Origin of the sequence: Pseudomonas sp. F01002 (assembly GCF_004402115.1) — a bacterium.
GTDB classification, from domain to species: Bacteria; Pseudomonadota; Gammaproteobacteria; order Pseudomonadales; family Pseudomonadaceae; genus Aquipseudomonas; species Aquipseudomonas frigoris.
This window is the reverse complement of record NZ_SOPU01000014.1, coordinates 242,833-260,721: the sequence shown is the minus strand read 5'-3', so window position 1 is coordinate 260,721 and position 17,889 is coordinate 242,833. Positions and strand designations below refer to the sequence as shown.

Here is a 17,889-nt window from a genome sequence, read left to right as displayed (position 1 = left end):
AGCCCAGGCACCACACATCTGCTTCAACACACTTCATGAACAAGCGCACCACGCTTTGCGCCTTGCCGTAAGGACTCAACGATTTCAGGATGCAGGCAACTACTACAAGGAGTCATCCATGTTCGCCGGATTCCTGAAAGACCAGCGCCACGTCAACGGTGTGGACATTGCCTACCGCATCGGCGGCAACGGGCCGGGCCTGCTGTTGCTGCACGGTCACCCGCAGACTCACGTCATCTGGCACAAAGTCGCCGAACAACTGGCCGAGCACTTCACCGTCATCGCCGCCGACCTGCGCGGTTACGGCGACAGCAGCAAACCACCGGCCACCGATCACCACACCCATTACTCCAAACGCGAAATGGCCAAGGACGGCGTCGAGCTGATGAAGTCCCTGGGCTTCGAACAGTTCTCGGTGCTGGCCCACGACCGTGGCGCCCGCGTTGCCCATCGGCTGGCCCTCGATCATCCCGCTGCCGTGCAACGCATGGTGCTGCTCGACATCGCGCCCACCCTGTCGATGTACGCGCAAACCAACGAAGCCTTTGCCCGCGCCTACTGGCACTGGTTCTTCCTGATCCGCCCGGCACCGCTGCCGGAAACATTGATTGAAGCTGATCCAGAATCTTATCTGCGCAGCGTGATGGGCAGTCGCAGCGCCGGGCTCAAACCGTTCACACCTGAAGCATTCGCTGAGTACCTGCGCTGCCTGAAACTGTCGGGCACTGCGCGCGGAATCTGCGAGGACTACCGCGCCAGCGCCAGCACGGATCTGGAGCATGACCGCGCCGATATCGCCGCTGGCCGTCAGCTGAATCTGCCGTTGCTGGTGCTATGGGGCGCAGAAGGCACGGTCGGACGCTGTTTCGAGCCGCTCAAGGAATGGCAACACGTCGCCACTGACGTGCGTGGCAAGGCGCTGCCCGCCGGCCATTACATCGCCGAAGAAGCCCCCGAGCTGCTGCTCGCCGAAGCGCTGGGTTTCCTGCTCTGATCGCCGCGCCCCACTGCTCATGCCGCCAGTGTTCGTTTTGTCATGACCACCAAGAAAGACATGTTTCGTGTTGGATCAGCCCAAGTGCACAACACTCCTACAGAAACCGGCCAAGCGATATCGCGAAACATTTTCTTTCATATCCCCCTTCGGGATTTTCGATGCTCATCCGTCTTATTTAGATGCAGTCGCCCGCGCAGGCAAAAGCCACGGCCCGGCCTTTCATGGACCTCATCGCTGGGAAGCCCTTAGCGGCGGCCCTCTCATCGAAACAAGACCTTTAATCATGTCGAAGAAATCCCGTTCAAAACTCTGGTTTCTGGTCCATAGCTGGCTGGCATTGCCGATCTGGTTTTTCGTACTCATCGTCTGCGTGACCGGCACCCTGGCGGTGGTCAGCCAGGAAATCGTCTGGCTGGCCAACCCGCAAATGCGTGCCAGCCAACCCTCGGACGATGCGCCGCTGCTCAGTTACGACCAGATCATTGCCGCGATCAAAAAAGCGGAGCCGAACACACTGGTCGAAGGCATCAGTCGACCCGATGAATCGCACTTCGCCCTCGACGTGGACGTCAGCTACCCCGACGGTCGCTCGGTGACGGTCTACGTCAATCCCTACAGCGGCGTCATTCAGGGCACGGCGCCGCAGTTCAATTTCAAGGCGTTTACCCGCGCCCTGCATGGCTGGTGGCTCGTGCCGTTTACCAATGGCTACAGCTGGGGCTGGTACCTGGTGTCATTCCTGAGCTTGCCGTTGCTGGCTTCGTTGGTCACCGGGCTGGTGGTCTACAAGCGTTTCTGGAAAGGTTTCTTGCGCCCGACGTTGCGCATTCGTCACGGCGCACGGATTTTCTGGGGCGACTTTCATCGCCTCAGCGGCATCTGGTCGATCTGGTTCATCGCGGTGATTTCCATCACCAGCACCTGGTTTCTGATTCAGGCGTTCATGTTCGATAACCAGATTTCGATTTCCACCGCGCCGGTGGCTGCCGTGGTCCCGCGTGAAAGTGTCCCGCTGACTGCCGACGGTTCGCCAGCGCCGATGATCAGCCTGGAGACGGCGATCCGCGAAGCCAAGGAACGTATTCCCGGACTGGACGACAGCTTCGTCAGCCTGCCTGCCAATGCCTATAGCTATCTGTCGGTAGGCGGACGCAGTTGGTATCCGCTGATGTTCCAGACCGCGGACATCAATCCGTACACCGGCGACATCGCCGCCACCCGCCTGTTGTCGGACCGTTCCGGCCTGGAGCTGGTGACCGAGTCCATGCGTCCGCTGCACACCGGGGATTTCGGCGGCATCTGGATCAAGCTGATCTGGTTCTTCTTCGGCCTGATCCTGAGCATGATGGTCCTCAGCGGCCTGTTGATCTGGACCAAACGCACCGCCCTGGCCACGGCCAATGCCCTCAAGCGCAGCCATAAACGCCCGCGCAGCCAGACCGCTGCGGCCCACAGCCGTGAAACCACGGAGGTCAGCTAATGAGTCTGTTTACCGCTGATAAACCGGGCTCGAAACTGAGTCGTTTCTGGCACAAATGGCGCTTCCACATCAACGTTCTGCTGTTGCTGGTGCCGCTGGGGTTCATGCCCAAGTACTTCGCCGACGCTGCGCTGTTTCGTGGTGACACCGGCCTGGGCGAGCGGGAGATCGGAGAGGTTCAGGTCGGCCCCTGGAGCCTGCGTCTGGCCGAGCTGCGAAACGAAGCACCGACCCTCGACGGTCCAGCCGGCTACATGAAGAGCTTCAACGCGGCGCTGTGCGACAGCTGCCGCGATCAGGTCAAGGCGACGTACCTGCGTATTGGCAAACCGCGCAGCCTGCGCGCTGCCGGGGTGATTTTCTTTGGTACGCCGTACCGCATGGGCGCGATGTTGCCGATCCCCGAGAAGACCAAAGCCGACGCCGAGCTGTGGATCACCATGGAAGGTTGGGACGGCGCCATGCATCAGGCCTCCGTCCCCCTGAGCCAGGCATCCCCGGCCACCCTCGCCTGGCTGAACCAACAAGGAGGCAAACCATGATCAACGTTATACGTCCTCTAAGCGCCGTGCTGCTGGTGCTCTGCGCCGGTTTCAGCGCCAGCGCCCTGGCCCACAACCCAATGTGCGAATGCAAAGCCCTCGACGCCGAGCAGATCAAATGCACCGGCGGTTTCTCCGACGGCAGTGGCGCGCCGGGGGTGACCCTGGACGTGATCGGCTATGACGAAACCATCCTGGTGCCGGGCAAGCTCGGCGCCGATTCGACCCTGACTTTCAAGAAGCCCGGCGCCGAGTTCTACGTGCTGTTCGACGCAGGTCCCGGTCACGTCGTCGAGATTGACCAAGCGGACATCGAAGCCCCATGAGTACGCCAACCACGCAAGTCGTCCGCCCGGCCGGTGCCGGCCATGAAACCCTCTATGTGCTGTTGTTGTGCCTGATGATCCTCGCGGTTGCCGGCTCGGTGGTCGCCTGGCACGGTGAGCCTCAGCACGTCAGCAACGTTGGCAGCCACCAACTGGATGCCCGTCGTGACTTGAGCGCGTCCGAGCAAGGCATCTACGCCGACCTGCGGGTGACGCTCGACGAAATTCATCTGCTGCGTCAGGAGCAACAAGCGCTACCCGCCCCCGCAGCCCTCGCCGATGAGGGTTTTGCGCCATTCGCTCAGGACGCCAGTTCCGTCAGCCGCGGCGGTCATGCCTGGCAATTGCTCGACGCCAAGGCTTACTTCGGCCAGAGCCAGACGCCCACCGTGGCGGGTTCGTTTCTGATGCGTTTGACCGCTGACGATGATGCTCCGGACGTCTGGCTCAACCGCGGCAACGCCCTCGCTGCCCCGACCGACCTCACCGACACCGCGCTCGAAAGCGCCGGCTGGCAGCAGATCGTCGCGCAATTCGATGCCGGCGTGACCCGCCAGCACCGGCACTGAACCCTCGCCTTCACCCGAGAGAAGACCGCTTTCCCATGCCTATTTCATCTCAACGTTCTTTCTTGCGCCTGCTGCTGGTCGGCCTATTTGCCTGTCTGCTGACACCCATGGCCAATGCTGACGAGGCCAAGCGCCTGCGCATCGGCATCACCCTGCACCCTTATTACAGCTACGTGGCGAACATCGTCGGTGACAAGGCCGAGGTGGTGCCGCTGATTCCGGCCGGTTTCAACCCGCATGCCTACGAGCCGCGCGCCGAAGACATCAAGCGCATCAGCGGTCTGGACGTGGTCGTGCTCAACGGTGTCGGCCATGACGACTTCGCCGACCGCATGATCGCCGCCAGCGAAACACCGAACATTCCCGTGATCGAAGCCAACGAAAATGTACCGTTGCTGGCCGCCACCGGCGTCGCCGCTCGCGGCGCCGGCAAGGTCGTAAACCCGCACACCTTCCTGTCGATCAGTGCCTCGATTGCCCAGGTCAACAACATCGCCCGGGAACTGGGCAAGCTCGACCCGGCCAATGCCACGACCTACACCCAGAACGCCCGCGCCTACGGCAAACGCCTGCGGCAGATGCGCGCCGACGCCCTGGCGAAACTGACCCAGGCGCCGAACGCCGAACTGCGAGTGGCCACGGTTCACGCGGCTTACGACTATTTGCTGCGCGAGTTTGGCCTGGAAGTGACCGCCGTGGTCGAACCGGCCCACGGCATCGAACCGAGCCCGAGCCAGTTGAAAAAAACCATCGATCAACTGCGGGAACTGGACGTGAAAGTGATCTTCTCGGAGATGGATTTCCCGTCCACCTACGTCGAGACCATCCAGCGTGAATCCGGCGTGAAGCTGTACCCGCTGTCGCACATTTCCTATGGCGAGTACACCGCCGACAAGTATGAAAAGGAAATGACCGGCAACCTCAACACCGTGGTCCGGGCGATTCAGGAGTCCGGCCAATGACGGCTAAAGAAACCATCTGTGCACAAAACCCAACCCCGACCGCCCCCGAATCCCCTGTGGGAGCGGGCTTGCTCGCGAAGGCGGTGGGTCAGTCAACATTGATGTCGACTGACACTCCCTCTTCGCGAGCAAGTCGAATCGTCGCACCGCCGCTCCCACAGGTTTCGGGGCCGACGCTGGATTTTGCGGAGGTCAGTTTGACCCTCGGGCGCACGACGATCCTCGACAACGTCACGTTCCAGGTCCAGCCCGGCAGCGTGCATGCACTGGTCGGCCCCAACGGTGGCGGCAAAAGCTCGCTGATCAAAACCTTGCTCGGACAGATGCCGCATCAGGGGCGCCTGAGTCTGCAATGGCCCGGCACACCTGGAACCATCGGCTACGTACCCCAAGCCCTGGAATTCGATCGAGGTTTGCCGATGACCGTCGACGATTTCATGGCCGCGATGTGCCAGCGGCGCCCGGCGTTTCTCGGGTTGAGCAAGCACTACGCCGCCGCGATTGGCGATGCCCTGCAACGGGTCGGTATGCAGGACAAACGGAAGCGGCGCATGGGTGCGTTGTCCGGCGGTGAGCGCCAGCGAGTGTTGCTGGCTCAGGGACTGATTCCGGCGCCGCAGTTGCTGGTGCTCGACGAACCGATGTCGGCGCTCGACGAGGCCGGTATTCAGGTGTTCGAACGGCTGCTCGGCGACTGGCGCCAGAGCGGCATCACCGTGCTGTGGATCGAGCATGATCTGGAAGCGGTTGGACGTCTGGCAGATCGGGTCACAGGGCTCAATCGCCGAGTACTGTTCGATGCCACACCGAAACAGGCGCTGACCCCGGAGCGATTGCTGACCCTGTTTTCGACCCATCCACGGAGCGCTGCCTGATGAGTTACGAAGCCTTTCGTTTGATGGTCCAGGGTTGGGCCTCGTCGGGTTACTTGCCCGAGGCGCTGGCCTATGGATTTGTGGTCAACGCGCTGCTCGCCGGCTTGCTGATCGGCCCGGTGTTGGGCGGTTTGGGTACGTTGGTGGTGGTCAAGCGCTTCGCGTTTTTCTCCGAAGCGGTAGGCCACGCGGCGCTGACCGGCGTGGCCATCGGTATTCTGCTGGGCGAACCTTACACCGGGCCTTATGGCAGTCTGTTCGGCTACTGCTTGTTGTTCGGCATCTTGCTGAACTACCTGCGTAACCGCACGGGTCTGGCGCCGGATACGTTGATCGGTGTGTTTCTGTCGGTGTCGTTGGCGCTGGGTGCCAGTCTGCTGCTGATTCTGGCGGGCAAGATCAACGTACACATCCTCGAAAACGTACTGTTCGGTTCGGTACTGACCGTCAACGGCAATGACCTGCTGGTGCTGGCCATCGTCGGTTCGCTGGTCATGACGCTGGCCTTGCCGTTGTACAACCGCATCATGCTGGCCAGTTTCAATCCGCAACTGGCGGCGGTCCGTGGCGTGGCGGTGAAGACCCTGGATTATCTGTTTGTGATTCTGGTGACGCTGATCACCGTGGCGGCGGTGAAAGTCATCGGCGCGATTCTGGTCGGTGCTCTGCTGGTGATTCCAGCTGCAGCTGCGCGATTGCTGAGTCAGTCGCTGAAGGGCTTCTTCTGGTGCTCGGTGCTGATCGCCACGGTCAGCACGCTGTGCGGGATCCTTGCGCCGATTGTCTTCGACCTGCCTATCCCGTCCGGCGCCGCGATCATTCTGGTGGCCGGTATCGCCTTCGCTCTCGCCGCCATTGCGCGTGGCGTTGTCCCCAGCCTGAAAGGGAATCTCGGATAAATGTTTTTTACTTTGCGTCAATTGACCTTGGCACTGACCTTCACATTGCCCCTGTGCGGGCTGGTCAACACAACCTTTGCAGCTGACAGCGTCAAACCGCTGCGCGTGCTGGCGTCCTTGCCGATCACTTATGGTCTGGGTGAAGTCTTGCTCAAAGGCACCGACGTCAATCTTGAACGTGCCGCGCCGGCGAACCTGCCCGGTAGCCGTCAGACCGCGTACTTCACGGGTCGTGGCGCTCCGGCGCTGGCCAAACTGGCGACCGACGCCGATGCGGTGATCGGCCTGCGCTCGTTGTGGGCGGATGATCCGCTGTATCCGATCTCCCGGCGTAGCAACATCCGCATCATTGAAATCGACGCCGCCCGCCCGGTGGACGGCTCCCTTCCCGGCATCGCCGTGCAACCCGTCAACAAAGTTGATGGGTTGAACAGTCAGCCGTGGTTTTCCAGCAACAATATGGGGCGGATGGCGGACGTTATGGCGGCGGACCTGGTGCGCCTGGCGCCCGAGGCAAAGCCGAAGATCGAGGCTAACCTGGCGACGCTCAAACAGCGCTTGCTCAAGCTCAGCGCTGACAGCGAAGCGCGGTTGGCCAGTGCCGATAACCTCAGCGTGATGAGCCTGAGCGATCACTTTGGCTATCTGATCGGCGGCCTCAACCTGGAACTGATCGGCCTCGATGCGCGGCCGGACGCCGAGTGGACACCTGAAGCGCTCAAGCAATTGGGTGCGATGCTCAAGGACAATGACGTGGCGGTGGTGCTGCATCACCGACAGCCGTCGGATGCGGTGAAAGCGGTGATTGTCGAGGCTGGAAGTCGGTTGGTGGTGTTGAGTGTCGATGCGGCGGATCCGGTGGCCGAGCTCGAGGGGAATGTGGATTTGATGATCAAGGGGTTGAGCGGGGCGTAACGTCAGTTGGACCGCGTTATCGTTCTTCGCGAGCAAGCCCGCTCCCACATTGGATTTGTGGCGCGACACAGATCCAATGTGGGAGCGGGCTTGCTCGCGAAGGCGGCCTCACAAGCAACACACATTCCAGATATGAAAAAGCCCGCTGACCTTACCGGTTCAGCGGGCTTCTTTTTGCGCGGTGACTCAGTGAGCCAAAGCCGCCTGCTCTTCCATCTTCTGGCGCAAGCTCAGTGGACGCATGTCAGTCCAGGTTTCTTCAATGTAAGCCAGGCATTCCTTTTTCAGGCCGCTCTTGCCCACGGTGCGCCAACCTGCAGGCACGGCTTTGTAGTCGGGCCAGATCGAGTACTGCTCTTCGTGGTTGACCACGACCTGAAAGAGGATGTCCTCGCGGTCGAATACTGAAGTCATGGTGTTTCTCCATCGCTGTAGGGTGGGCTGCACTGCGTGCGCAGCCGTTATGTAGAAGGAACGTGTCAGAGGTTGAAAAATTTAGAGGCTGGCGGTGGCAGCGGACATGGCCCTGCCGAAAATCTCGGCTACCCGATCGATTTCCGCGGCAGTGATCACCAGCGGCGGCAGGAAACGCACCACGCCACCATGACGCCCGCCCAGTTCGAGGATCAAGCCACGCTTGAGGCATTCACGCTGCACCAATGGCGCCAGACGGCCGAAGATCGGCGGATGACCCAAGGCATCCAGCTCGCCACTTGGATCGACCAGCTCAACACCCAGCATCAAGCCGCGCCCCCGAATATCACCCAGCTGCGGGAAGTCCCGTTGCAGGATGCGCAGGTGTTCGCTCAAGCGTTCGCCCATGGCGGCAGCGTGCTCGCATACCTTGTGTTCGGTCAGGAAACGCATCACCGCAGAACCTGCGGCCATGGCCATTTGATTGCCGCGGAAGGTCCCGGCATGGGCGCCCGGCAGCCAGGTGTCGAGCCAGTCGCGATAGACCACCACGGCCAGCGGCAAACTGCCGCCGATGGCTTTGGACATGACCACCACGTCCGGAATGATCCCGGCGTGTTCGAAGGCGAACATCTTGCCGGTGCGGGCAAAACCGCTCTGAATCTCGTCGACGATCAGCGCGACACCGGCCTTTTCGGTAATCCGCCGCAGGCCGCGCAACCAATCAAGATCGGCCGGAATCACCCCACCCTCGCCCTGCACCGCTTCAACGATCACTGCCGCCGGCAATTGCACACCGGCCTCTGGATCATTGAGCAGGTTTTCCAGGTAATTCAGGTTGACCTGCACACCTTGCGCGCCGCCGAGCCCGAACGGGCAGCGGTAATCGTAGGGATATGGCATGAACTGCACACCGCTGCTGAGCAAGGCGCCCAAGGGTTTCTTCGGCCCCAGACTGCCCATCAGGCTCAGCGCGCCCTGGCTCATGCCGTGATAACCGCCCTGGAACGACAACACGGTGCTGCGTCCGGTGGCGGTGCGCACCAGTTTCAGCGCGGCTTCCACCGCGTCGGTGCCGGTCGGGCCACAGAACTGGATCCTGGCTTCAGCGGCCAAAGCCAGCGGCAGCAGACTGAACAGGTCCTGAACGAACTGATCCTTGACCGGGGTGGTCAGGTCGAGGGTGTGCAGCGGCAGTTCATCCGTCAGCACTTGCTGGATCGCTTCGATCACCACCGGATGGTTGTGCCCAAGGGCCAACGTCCCTGCGCCGGCTAGGCAGTCGATGAAACGGCGGCCTTCGACGTCTTCGACATAAATGCCCTTGGCACGCTTGAGGGCCAGGGGAATGCGTCGCGGATAGCTGCGGGCATTCGATTCCTGCTGGTTTTGACGGGCCAGCAGCGGCGATTCGTTGAACTGATAAAGCGTCTCGGTCGGCGCCGGAGTGATCCGGGCCGACTGATCTTCCATAAGGCTGGTAGCGACTGACATCTCTCGACCCCTCAATAAGGTTTTCCTGTTCTGGAAACGCATCAGGGCGCCGAGGATTTAGACCCTCGATCAGCTTTCTATGAGGGGGGTGTCAGCGCTTTGTGCATGGGGATGGCGTGGAGCCCCGCCACCGTAAAGGTTTCAGCGCAAGGCTGGTAACCCAGATGACGGTAAAACGCTTCGCTGGTGCGGGTGCTATTGAGTCGGGCTTGACGCAACCCCCGATCGGTCAACCAGCCTTCGAGGTCGCGCACCAGTGCTTGCCCGGCCCCACGCCGAAACCATTCCGGCTGCACGTAACAGAACGCGACCTTCCCGCTGATCGCAGCCATCGCGACGCCGACCGGTTTGTCGTGCAACAGGGCGATGTTCAGGTACAACCGCTCGTCGGCCAACCAGGGCTGCACGTGTTCGATGGTTTTGTTGTGGGTCCAGGTGGCGACGGTGAGCGGATCGTTGCGATGGTCGAGCGCGCAACCCACGCGAATGGAGCGCTCGACGATCCGGCTGATGATGCCGGCGTCGGCGGGGGTTGCCTTGCAAATGTGTAGGGGGGCATCCATGGCGCTGTTACCTCAATCCATTGAGAAAAAGCTGCCGGGGACGATAGCGTTGTGGCGAGTGGATGGCTAATGGAGAGACGTTACATTTGGTGTGCAACACAAAACCAGTGTGGGAGCGGGCTTGCTCCGGGCGGCGTTCCGACGAAGGCGGACTCCCAGCCAACATCATCGTTGAATGTTAAACCGCTTTCGCGAGCAAGCCCGCTCCCACATTTGCTCTGCGGTGCTTGTTAGATGGGTTGCAACGGCATGGTCAGTTCGACTCGCAACCCGTCCGGTCGACTGTCGAAATGCAGGGTGCAACCGCAGCGCTGGACGATCGCCTGAACAATCGCCAGACCCAGGCCGCAACCGGTGCTCTGCCCGTTGCGCCAGAAGCGTTGGGTCAGGTGTTGCAGATCGTCTTCGGCAATCCCCGGGCCGTGGTCGCGAACCAAAAAGTGCACACGACTGCCAGTGGTTTCCAGGCTCAGCTCCACCGCCCCTTCGCCAGGGGTATGACGCAGTGCGTTGTCCAGCAGGTTGCGCAACGCCGCAATCGACAAAACTGCTGGCATTTGCACCGGTGCAGCGGAGAATTTGCTCGGCATCTGAAATTTGATCCGCTGACGATCACCACTGGCGGCGTCCTGAATCGCCAGTTTCGCCACCTGCTCGGCGCTGCATTGCACGCCATCATCGAACGACAGACTGCCCTCGACCCTCGCGAGCAACAGCAATTGTTCAAGGGTCCGGTGCAGGCGATCGGCGCCCTCTTCGGCCCGGGCCAGGGATTGATCCCGGGCCGCGCCGTCGGTCATGCGCGCCACTTGCAGGTGGGTCTTGATCGCTGTTAGTGGGCTGCGCAATTCATGGGCAGCGTCACCGGTCAGACGGCGTTCCCGTTCGATGGTCTTGCCGATGCGCTGGAACAACTGATTCTGGGTGTCCAGCAACGGTTGCAGTTCGCTGGGCAGCGGCTGGATCTGCAGCGGTTCCAGGGAGTCGGCGCTGCGGCGCATCAAGGCATCGCGCATGCGGTTGAGCGGCGCCAGCCCCTGGCCGACCCCCAGCCAGAGCAGGCACAGGCAGCCGAGCAAGGCCACGCCCACCGGCACCGAAGCCGCCAGCAGGATCGACATGTTCAGCGCCTCCCGCTCGATCTGTCGATCAGCGGTGGTGATGCGCACGTCGCCGCGGGCCAGGGTGAAACTGCGCCACGGCGCGCCATCGATCATCTGGTCGTGAAAGCCCATTTTCTCGGCTTCGAGGGTTTGTTGCGGATCGGTGTGACTGCGGGCGAGGATTTCGCCGCGCAATGAACTGACCTGGCAGGCCATGCCGCCGGGGAGGTTCAGTTGTTCAGCGCTGAAATGGGTGCCCTCGCCCTTGCTCGGCAATGGCGGCAATTGCTCCATCAAGCCGGCGACCATGCGTGCCGAGGCCACCAGCCGCTGGTCGAGGGAAAACATCATCTGATTGCGCAGGTCGCTGAGCATCCAGGCCGCTGCCAGGGCCCAGATCAGGGCAAAAGCGGCGCCGAGTGTCAGGCTCAGGCGCAAACGCAGGCTCATCACTTTTTCAATACCTCTGCGCCATCGGCCGGCCCCAGGCGATAGCCCAGGCCGCGCACCGTCTCGACAATGCCATTGCCGAGTTTGCGCCGCAGGTGATGGATATGCACATTGAGAGCGTTGCTTTCAAGCTCATCGTTAAAACCATAAACGCTGTCTTTCAGTTGCTCGGTCGACAGCACCCGGCCCCGATTATGCAGCAAGGCCTGCAACAGCGACTGCTCACGACGGGAAAGGTCCACCGGCTGGCCGCCAAGCATGGTTTCGCGGCTGCTCGGGTCGTAAGTCAGGCGACCGTGTTCGATCAGGTTGACGCTGCGCCCCGCCACCCGTCGCAACAGGGTATGCAGGCGCGCCGCCAGCTCACGCAAGTCGAAAGGCTTGAGCAAGTAATCGTCAGCACCGGCTTGCAAGCCGTCGACGCGGTCGGTGACCGAATCCCGGGCGGTGAGGATCAACACCGGGATTTCCAGACCGCTGTGTCGCAACTGCTGCAGCAGCTTCAAACCGTCTTCATCGGGTAGACCGAGGTCGAGCACCATCACATCGAATTCGGCGACCTTGAGCATCGCCCGGGCCGCCGACGCGGTGGCGACATGCTCCACGGTCAGGCCCTGTGCGGTGAGGCCGGCAACGATACCGCTGGCAATCAGCTCATCGTCTTCGCAAACCAGTACGTGCATGGGAACTCCATGAGCAAAGACCCTAGTCAAACAGGTGAGGATTAAGTCGCAATTATGGCAAGGGCTTCATCTGACGAGAAGCAGGGCTTGCATTCACGTCGCAGGGATCAATTCAACGCAATACATATATACCGCACCCGTGCGTCCCCTTCTCAATAGCCTGTGTCGGGTAGTACTTAAATTCAACTCGACTCAATACAGGTATCCATCATGTATTCCCATGTAAGTGCTTTAACGATTCTGTTCAATCTGTTTGACACCCTGAGCGCGCTGGCAACCCAAGTCAACGATCAGCCAAAAGAAGCGATAACCAAGGGCCTGGCCCTGTACAACCTGGGCGAATTCATTCAGGCGAAGCCTTATTTGACGGTTGCCGCCGTCGCGGGAGACCGTGCGTCGCAATATGCGTTGGGGGAGGTGACAAGGCGTCAGGCGGGCAGCATCACCGACGAAGCAAAAGACTGGTATCGACTCGCTGGTGCCCAGAATCATGTTTATGCCCTGATGCGACTGGGCGACGAAGCCTCGCTCAGGAAAGCAAAGGAACTGGCCCAGGCCGATGCCGCTCAAGCCATGCTTGAGTTGTACGAGCTGGACCAGAACATTGAAACATTAAAAAAAGCTGCGGATGCCGGCTCCCTGGAGGGCCAGTACATTCTCGCGGTCAAGTACGACCAGGACGCAACGCTCATTGCCGACAGTGAGCAACGTCGATCCACCATCGATGCGCTGCTGAAAAAAGCCGCCGACGCCGGTTTTTCGAAAGCGGTCCACTGGTACACCAACCGTACCCCGATCAACCAGGATCTTCCTCTGAGGCGCCAATGGCTGGAAAAACGCGCACAGCTCAATGACGTGAACGGCGTACTGAATTACGGTTTCGCACTCAGCGGTTTCTATCAAGATGACAGCGGTGTCGATAACGAATATGGCTTCACGAAGGATCTGGTCAAAGGCTATGGGTTGATCTGGCTGGTCGTCGAAACCACCAAAGAGCTGTCTCGACACGATAGCGCCAGACAATACCTTGACGATATCGCCGAGGAGATGACGACTGATCAAGTAACTGCCGCCAAAGCCTTCGCGCAGCAATGGAAAACGACTCATCCCCCGATGTCCGAATTCAGGCTGACCTATAGCGACATTGCCTGATCCCGCCGGGCGCCAATCACCGAAGACGGCCATCGACGTCTTGCGTTAACCCCCGGTTAATCGCTGGCCATCATCTTGGGCGAAGTGTGTAAACCTCAAGGCGTTGTCGATGCGTTACGTTCTTCTATTGCTATTAACGTTGTTTGCCAGCTTGGGTCAGGCCCAGGCTGGCAGCAATCCGTTTGAAACCAAGCCCGACTTTCTTCCCGTCAGCAAAGCCTTCAGCTTTACGTCTGAACGTCTCGCTTCCGGGGAAACCCAACTGTTCTGGCAGATCGCCGACGGTTATTACCTGTATCAAAAACGCCTGAAATTCGATGGTTTACCCCCGGAACAGCAACCTGTCTTGCCGGAAGGTGAAGCGCACAGCGACGAGTTTTTCGGCGCGCAACAGGTTTATCGCCAAGGGCTGGAGCTGAAGATCCCGGCGGGTGCCTCCGGCCGGATCAAGGTAGGTTTCCAGGGCTGCGCCGATGCTGGCCTGTGTTATCCGCCACAAACCCAGGTCGTTGATCTCGCAAACGCCACTACCTTGGCCGCCGCAAGCGAAGCGCCGGACCAGGCCCTGGCCAGTGATCTGCAGCAGCGGGCGCTGGGCTGGAGCCTGCTGGTGTTCTTCGGCCTTGGGCTGCTACTGGCCTTCACCCCTTGCTCGCTGCCGATGCTGCCGATTCTCGCCGGTTTGATCGTCGGCAGTGGCGCCACGCCCAAACGCGGCTTCGCGCTGGCGACCAGCTACGTCGTCAGCATGGCGCTGGTGTATGCGGCGATGGGCGTTCTGGCCGCGCTGCTCGGGGCGAATCTGCAGGCGTTGTTACAGAACCCTTGGTTGCTGGGCAGTTTCGCTACCGTATTTGTGTTGCTGGCGTTGCCGATGTTCGGCTTCTTCGAGTTGCAACTGCCAGTGGCCGTGCGTGATCGATTGGAAAATGTCTCGCGCAATCAACGCGGCGGCAGCCTGTTCGGTGCCGGTGTGTTGGGCGCCTTGTCCGGTTTGCTGGTGGGTCCGTGCATGACGGCACCGCTGGCGGGCGCCCTCCTCTACATCGCGCAAAGCGGCAATGCGCTGCATGGCGGGCTGATTCTGTTCGCCATGGGCATCGGCATCGGTGTGCCGCTGCTGTTGTTGGTCACCGTCGGCAATCGCTTCCTGCCCAAACCCGGTGCCTGGATGAACCTGCTCAAGGGCGTATTCGGCTTCCTGTTCCTCGCTACCGCGTTGCTGATGCTGCGTCCGGTGCTGGACGAATCACTGTGGATTGGTTTGTGCGGTGCCTTGCTGCTGATTGCCGCATACAGCGCCTGGAAGCAGTCGGAAGGTTTCGGTCGCGTCGCCCATGTGTTCGGCGCCAGCTCACTCTTGCTGGGTGTGTGGGGCAGCCTGCTGATGATCGGTGCCGCTGGCGGCGGCGACGACCTGTTGAAGCCATTGCAGGTCTACAGCGCTTCAAACTCGAGCAGCGCCGCAAACCCGGTCGGCCACGACGCATTCACCACGATCAAGGACCCGGCAGCTCTGCAACGGGAGCTCGACGCGGCCCAGGCTCAAGGCCAGTGGGTGCTGCTGGACTACTACGCCGACTGGTGCGTGTCGTGCAAGGTTATGGAAAAACAGGTGTTCGGCAAAGCCCACGTACTGCAAGCCTTGAGCGATGTGCGCTTGCTACGGCTGGACGTCACCGCCGACAATGCCGCCAGCCGCGAACTGCTGGGCCGTTATAAAGTGCCGGGGCCACCGAGCCTGCTGTGGATCGGCGCCGACGGCATCGAGCGTCGCAGCCAGCGCATCACCGGCGAGGTCGATGCCGGCACCTTCCTGCAACGCTGGACCACCACCCGAGACGCTCGTTAATGCTGACCTTTACCCTCGGCACTTTTGCCATCGCGCTTAATCACCTGCTGCTGATCAGCGCCCTGGCGCTGGCGACCTTCATCGGCTGGCGGGTGGCCAAGCGCGGCGGCGAGAATCCAGAGTCGGTGCTGTTCAGTCTGTTCCTGCTGGGTATGCTGGCCGCCCGGGTCGGGTTCGTGGCCGTTTACTGGGCGCACTATCGCGATGACCCCTGGCAGATCATCGACCTGCGCGACGGCGGTTTCCTCGCCTGGCCCGGTGTGATCGTGTTGCTGCTCGCCGCGTTGTATCGAGGCTGGCGTCGCCCGGGCTTGCGCCGTCCGCTGGGCTTTGGCGTGGCCAGCGGCCTGGCGTTCTGGCTGCTGGCGACCTTCTCACTGACTATCTACGAACAAGGCACACGCCTGCCGGAAATCACCCTGCGCAATGCCGCCGGCGAAACCGTGCAGCTGGCCGATTACAAGGGCGGCCCGTTGGTGATCAATCTCTGGGCCACCTGGTGTCCGCCATGCCGTCGGGAAATGCCGGTGCTGGAAAACGCCCAGCAACACCGCCCGGACCTGACGTTCCTGTTCGTCAACCAGGCTGAAAGCATGCAAAGCGTCAGTACTTTTCTGGAAACCCAGGGCCTGAGCCTGTCCAACGTGCTGTTTGACGGCAGTGGCCGATTGGGCCAGGCCGTCGGCTCCATGGCGTTGCCGACTACGCTGTTCTATAGTCCCGACGGTCGCCTGCTGGGCAGCCACCTGGGTGAGCTGTCGGAAGCCAGCCTGGCCCGCGCCCTGGAAAACTTCGACACCCCGAATCCTGCCGCACCGGCCACCTCTTCAAGGAAATTGCCATGCCCCGCCTCCGCCACCTGCTGACGTTGACCCTCGGCGCTGCCCTGCTCCATTTACCGTTAGTGCAGGCCGCCGAAGAATTGCCCGAAGCGATCAAGAAAATCGAAGCCAAGGGCGCGAAAATCGTCGGCCAATTCGACGCACCCGATGGCTTGCGTGGTTATGCCGCGCAGTACCAGAACCGTGGCATGGCGCTGTACCTGACGCCGGATGGCAAACATGTGTTGCTCGGCAATCTGTACGACGCAGACGGCAACGACCTGAGCAGCGCGCCGCTGCAGAAGCTGGTTTACGCGCCGATGGCCAAGGAAGTCTGGGGCAAGCTGGAAACCAGCAACTGGATCGGCGACGGGAAGAAAGATGCGCCGCGGGTCGTGTACCTGTTCAGCGATCCGAATTGCCCTTACTGCAACATGTTCTGGGAGCAGGCGCGGCCATGGGTCAAGTCGGGCAAGGTGCAGCTGCGGCACATCATGGTCGGCATCATTCGCGAAGACAGTCCGGGGAAATCGGCTGCGCTGCTGGCCGCCAAGGATCCGCAGAAAGCCCTGGAAGACCATGAGAAGTCAGGCAAGAACAGCTCGCTAAAAGCCCTGAAAAACGTGCCCCCGGCGATTCAGGCGAAGCTGGCGGCCAACATGCAGTTGATGGAAGACCTGGAGCTGCAGGCCACCCCGGCGATTTTCTACATGGACGACAAGGGCGAGCTGCAACAACAGCAAGGCGCGCCTTCGCCGGACAAGTTGGTGCAAATTCTCGGACCGAAGTAGTTCTTTCTGATAGGGCGTTGGTGGGTTCACTGGCGTCTTCGCGAGCAAGCCCGCTCCCACATTAGTCCTGCGAACACAGGTCAAATGTGGGAGCGGGCTTGCTCGCGAAGAACGATTACGCGGTTTTGCGGGCTCTCTCACTTAGAAACTTCAGCAGTGCGTCGGTGACAAACTGCGGATTCTCCAGATTGGAGATATGCCCCGCCTCCGGCACCAGCAGATACGGGCAACCGATCAGCTCGGCCATTTCCCTTGTCTCCGACGGCGGCCGCGGCTTGTCCTGATCGCCACACATCAGCAGCGTGGTGTCAGGATTCAACTCGCCCAGACGCGGCAACAGATCATCCCGCCCAAACGTAATCCGCCCCATCGGCACGATGCTCTCGCGCAGACGCTCCGGCGGTAGTGCGGCCAGTTTGGCGCGGAAGTCCTGATACAGCGCCGACTGCGGATCGATGCCCGGACGGAAGAAGATCGGCACGACGATGTCGAGCAGCTGCGGCGCGATCACGCCGGTGTCTTCGATCTGTTTGAACAGCGAGAAATAGTATTGGCGAGTCGGTTCCGGCTCGACGCCGACGTAGGTGTCCATCAGCACCAGACCGTTGATCCGCTGCGGCTCCGACAGCGCCAGACGTACGCCCCACATGCCACCGACCGAGAGACCGACCAGCGTGACACGGTCGATGTCCAGATGATCGAGCAGGGTCAGGGCCTGGCGCGCAATGTCATCCAGCGACTGTGTGCCTTGGGGTAGCGGCCCGGATTCACCATGGCCCCACAGGTCCAGAGCGATCACCCGATACTGCTGCGACAGAGCGGCAATCTGCGGCGCCCACATGGCCTGGTCCCACAGGTAGCTGCCGGCCAGCAGAACGGCAGGGCCTGTGCCTTGATCAATGTAGTGAAGCGCTTGTCCGTCTATTGTTGCGAAGGGCATCGGTTGTCTCCTCTCCAAAATGGCACAGGCAGACTGTGCCGCTGACGATCCACAGTCAACT

Annotated in this window: 19 protein-coding genes; 13 read left to right on the top strand and 6 right to left on the bottom strand. The window is 61.1% G+C overall.

Features of this window, described 5'->3' with window-relative positions; genetic code table 11:
- The first annotated feature begins 118 nt into the window (after positions 1-118).
- The 9 genes from E3W21_RS09435 to E3W21_RS09395 all read left to right on the top strand — a co-directional run bounded on the left by E3W21_RS09435 (position 119) and on the right by E3W21_RS09395 (position 7,565).
- Positions 119-994: an alpha/beta fold hydrolase gene (locus tag E3W21_RS09435; RefSeq protein ID WP_134419191.1), complete on the top strand. Its 876-nt coding sequence runs from the start codon at positions 119-121 to the stop codon at positions 992-994.
- Between the two features lie 286 nt (positions 995-1,280).
- Positions 1,281-2,477 carry a PepSY domain-containing protein gene (locus E3W21_RS09430; protein WP_134419190.1) on the top strand — a complete coding sequence of 399 codons (1,197 nt, stop codon included), beginning with the start codon at positions 1,281-1,283 and terminating at the stop codon, positions 2,475-2,477.
- Entirely contained in the window at positions 2,477-3,019 is a 543-nt protein-coding gene (locus E3W21_RS09425; protein WP_134419189.1) for a thiamine pyrophosphate-binding protein, read from the top strand. Before E3W21_RS09430 ends, E3W21_RS09425 begins: the two co-directional genes overlap by 1 nt.
- The gene (locus E3W21_RS09420; protein WP_134419188.1) at positions 3,016-3,345 is read left to right on the top strand and encodes a hypothetical protein; all 330 of its coding nucleotides are present in this window, start codon (positions 3,016-3,018) and stop codon (positions 3,343-3,345) included. The genes E3W21_RS09425 and E3W21_RS09420 overlap by 4 nt, the downstream gene beginning before the upstream one ends.
- Entirely contained in the window at positions 3,342-3,914 is a 573-nt protein-coding gene (locus E3W21_RS09415; RefSeq protein ID WP_134419187.1) for a DUF6162 family protein, read from the top strand. The genes E3W21_RS09420 and E3W21_RS09415 overlap by 4 nt, the downstream gene beginning before the upstream one ends.
- Before the next feature lie 35 nt (positions 3,915-3,949).
- The gene (locus E3W21_RS09410; RefSeq protein WP_134419186.1) at positions 3,950-4,876 is read left to right on the top strand and encodes a metal ABC transporter substrate-binding protein; all 927 of its coding nucleotides are present in this window, start codon (positions 3,950-3,952) and stop codon (positions 4,874-4,876) included.
- A gap of 101 nt (positions 4,877-4,977) precedes the next feature.
- Positions 4,978-5,751 (top strand): metal ABC transporter ATP-binding protein, encoded by a 774-nt coding sequence (locus E3W21_RS09405; RefSeq protein WP_371927059.1) that lies wholly within the window; start codon positions 4,978-4,980, stop codon positions 5,749-5,751.
- On the top strand, positions 5,751-6,650 hold the full coding sequence (locus E3W21_RS09400; protein WP_134419184.1) for a metal ABC transporter permease: 900 nt from the start codon (positions 5,751-5,753) through the stop codon (positions 6,648-6,650). Before E3W21_RS09405 ends, E3W21_RS09400 begins: the two co-directional genes overlap by 1 nt.
- On the top strand, positions 6,651-7,565 hold the full coding sequence (locus tag E3W21_RS09395) for a metal ABC transporter solute-binding protein, Zn/Mn family (RefSeq protein WP_134419183.1): 915 nt from the start codon (positions 6,651-6,653) through the stop codon (positions 7,563-7,565).
- Between the two features lie 186 nt (positions 7,566-7,751).
- Here the strand turns inward: E3W21_RS09395 and E3W21_RS09390 are convergent, their stop codons facing one another.
- From E3W21_RS09390 to E3W21_RS09370, 5 genes are all read right to left on the bottom strand, one after another.
- Positions 7,752-7,979 (bottom strand): MbtH family protein, encoded by a 228-nt coding sequence (locus tag E3W21_RS09390; protein ID WP_134419182.1) that lies wholly within the window; start codon positions 7,977-7,979, stop codon positions 7,752-7,754.
- 81 nt (positions 7,980-8,060) lie between these two features.
- Positions 8,061-9,473 (bottom strand): aspartate aminotransferase family protein, encoded by a 1,413-nt coding sequence (locus tag E3W21_RS09385; RefSeq protein WP_134419181.1) that lies wholly within the window; start codon positions 9,471-9,473, stop codon positions 8,061-8,063.
- Between the two features lie 77 nt (positions 9,474-9,550).
- Positions 9,551-10,036 carry a GNAT family N-acetyltransferase gene (locus E3W21_RS09380; RefSeq protein ID WP_134419180.1) on the bottom strand — a complete coding sequence of 162 codons (486 nt, stop codon included), beginning with the start codon at positions 10,034-10,036 and terminating at the stop codon, positions 9,551-9,553.
- 230 nt (positions 10,037-10,266) lie between these two features.
- The gene (locus E3W21_RS09375; RefSeq protein WP_134419179.1) at positions 10,267-11,592 is read right to left on the bottom strand and encodes an ATP-binding protein; all 1,326 of its coding nucleotides are present in this window, start codon (positions 11,590-11,592) and stop codon (positions 10,267-10,269) included.
- Positions 11,589-12,272, bottom strand: a complete 684-nt coding sequence (locus E3W21_RS09370) for a response regulator (RefSeq protein ID WP_134419178.1) — start codon at positions 12,270-12,272, stop codon at positions 11,589-11,591. The genes E3W21_RS09375 and E3W21_RS09370 overlap by 4 nt, the downstream gene beginning before the upstream one ends.
- Before the next feature lie 363 nt (positions 12,273-12,635).
- Here E3W21_RS09370 and E3W21_RS09365 point away from each other — a divergent pair, with 363 nt between their 5' ends.
- From E3W21_RS09365 to dsbG, 4 genes are all read left to right on the top strand, one after another.
- Positions 12,636-13,424 (top strand): sel1 repeat family protein, encoded by a 789-nt coding sequence (locus E3W21_RS09365; protein WP_256661538.1) that lies wholly within the window; start codon positions 12,636-12,638, stop codon positions 13,422-13,424.
- 109 nt (positions 13,425-13,533) lie between these two features.
- The gene (dsbD, locus tag E3W21_RS09360) at positions 13,534-15,276 is read left to right on the top strand and encodes a protein-disulfide reductase DsbD (protein WP_134419176.1); all 1,743 of its coding nucleotides are present in this window, start codon (positions 13,534-13,536) and stop codon (positions 15,274-15,276) included.
- Positions 15,276-16,142 (top strand): TlpA disulfide reductase family protein, encoded by an 867-nt coding sequence (locus tag E3W21_RS09355; RefSeq protein ID WP_134419175.1) that lies wholly within the window; start codon positions 15,276-15,278, stop codon positions 16,140-16,142. The genes dsbD and E3W21_RS09355 overlap by 1 nt, the downstream gene beginning before the upstream one ends.
- The gene (gene dsbG, locus E3W21_RS09350; protein ID WP_134419174.1) at positions 16,118-16,888 is read left to right on the top strand and encodes a thiol:disulfide interchange protein DsbG; all 771 of its coding nucleotides are present in this window, start codon (positions 16,118-16,120) and stop codon (positions 16,886-16,888) included. Before E3W21_RS09355 ends, dsbG begins: the two co-directional genes overlap by 25 nt.
- Positions 16,889-17,003: 115 nt before the next feature.
- On the opposite strand, the gene E3W21_RS09345 is transcribed toward dsbG, so the two are convergent.
- Positions 17,004-17,828: an alpha/beta fold hydrolase gene (locus tag E3W21_RS09345; protein ID WP_134419173.1), complete on the bottom strand. Its 825-nt coding sequence runs from the start codon at positions 17,826-17,828 to the stop codon at positions 17,004-17,006.
- Positions 17,829-17,889 lie beyond the last annotated feature (61 nt).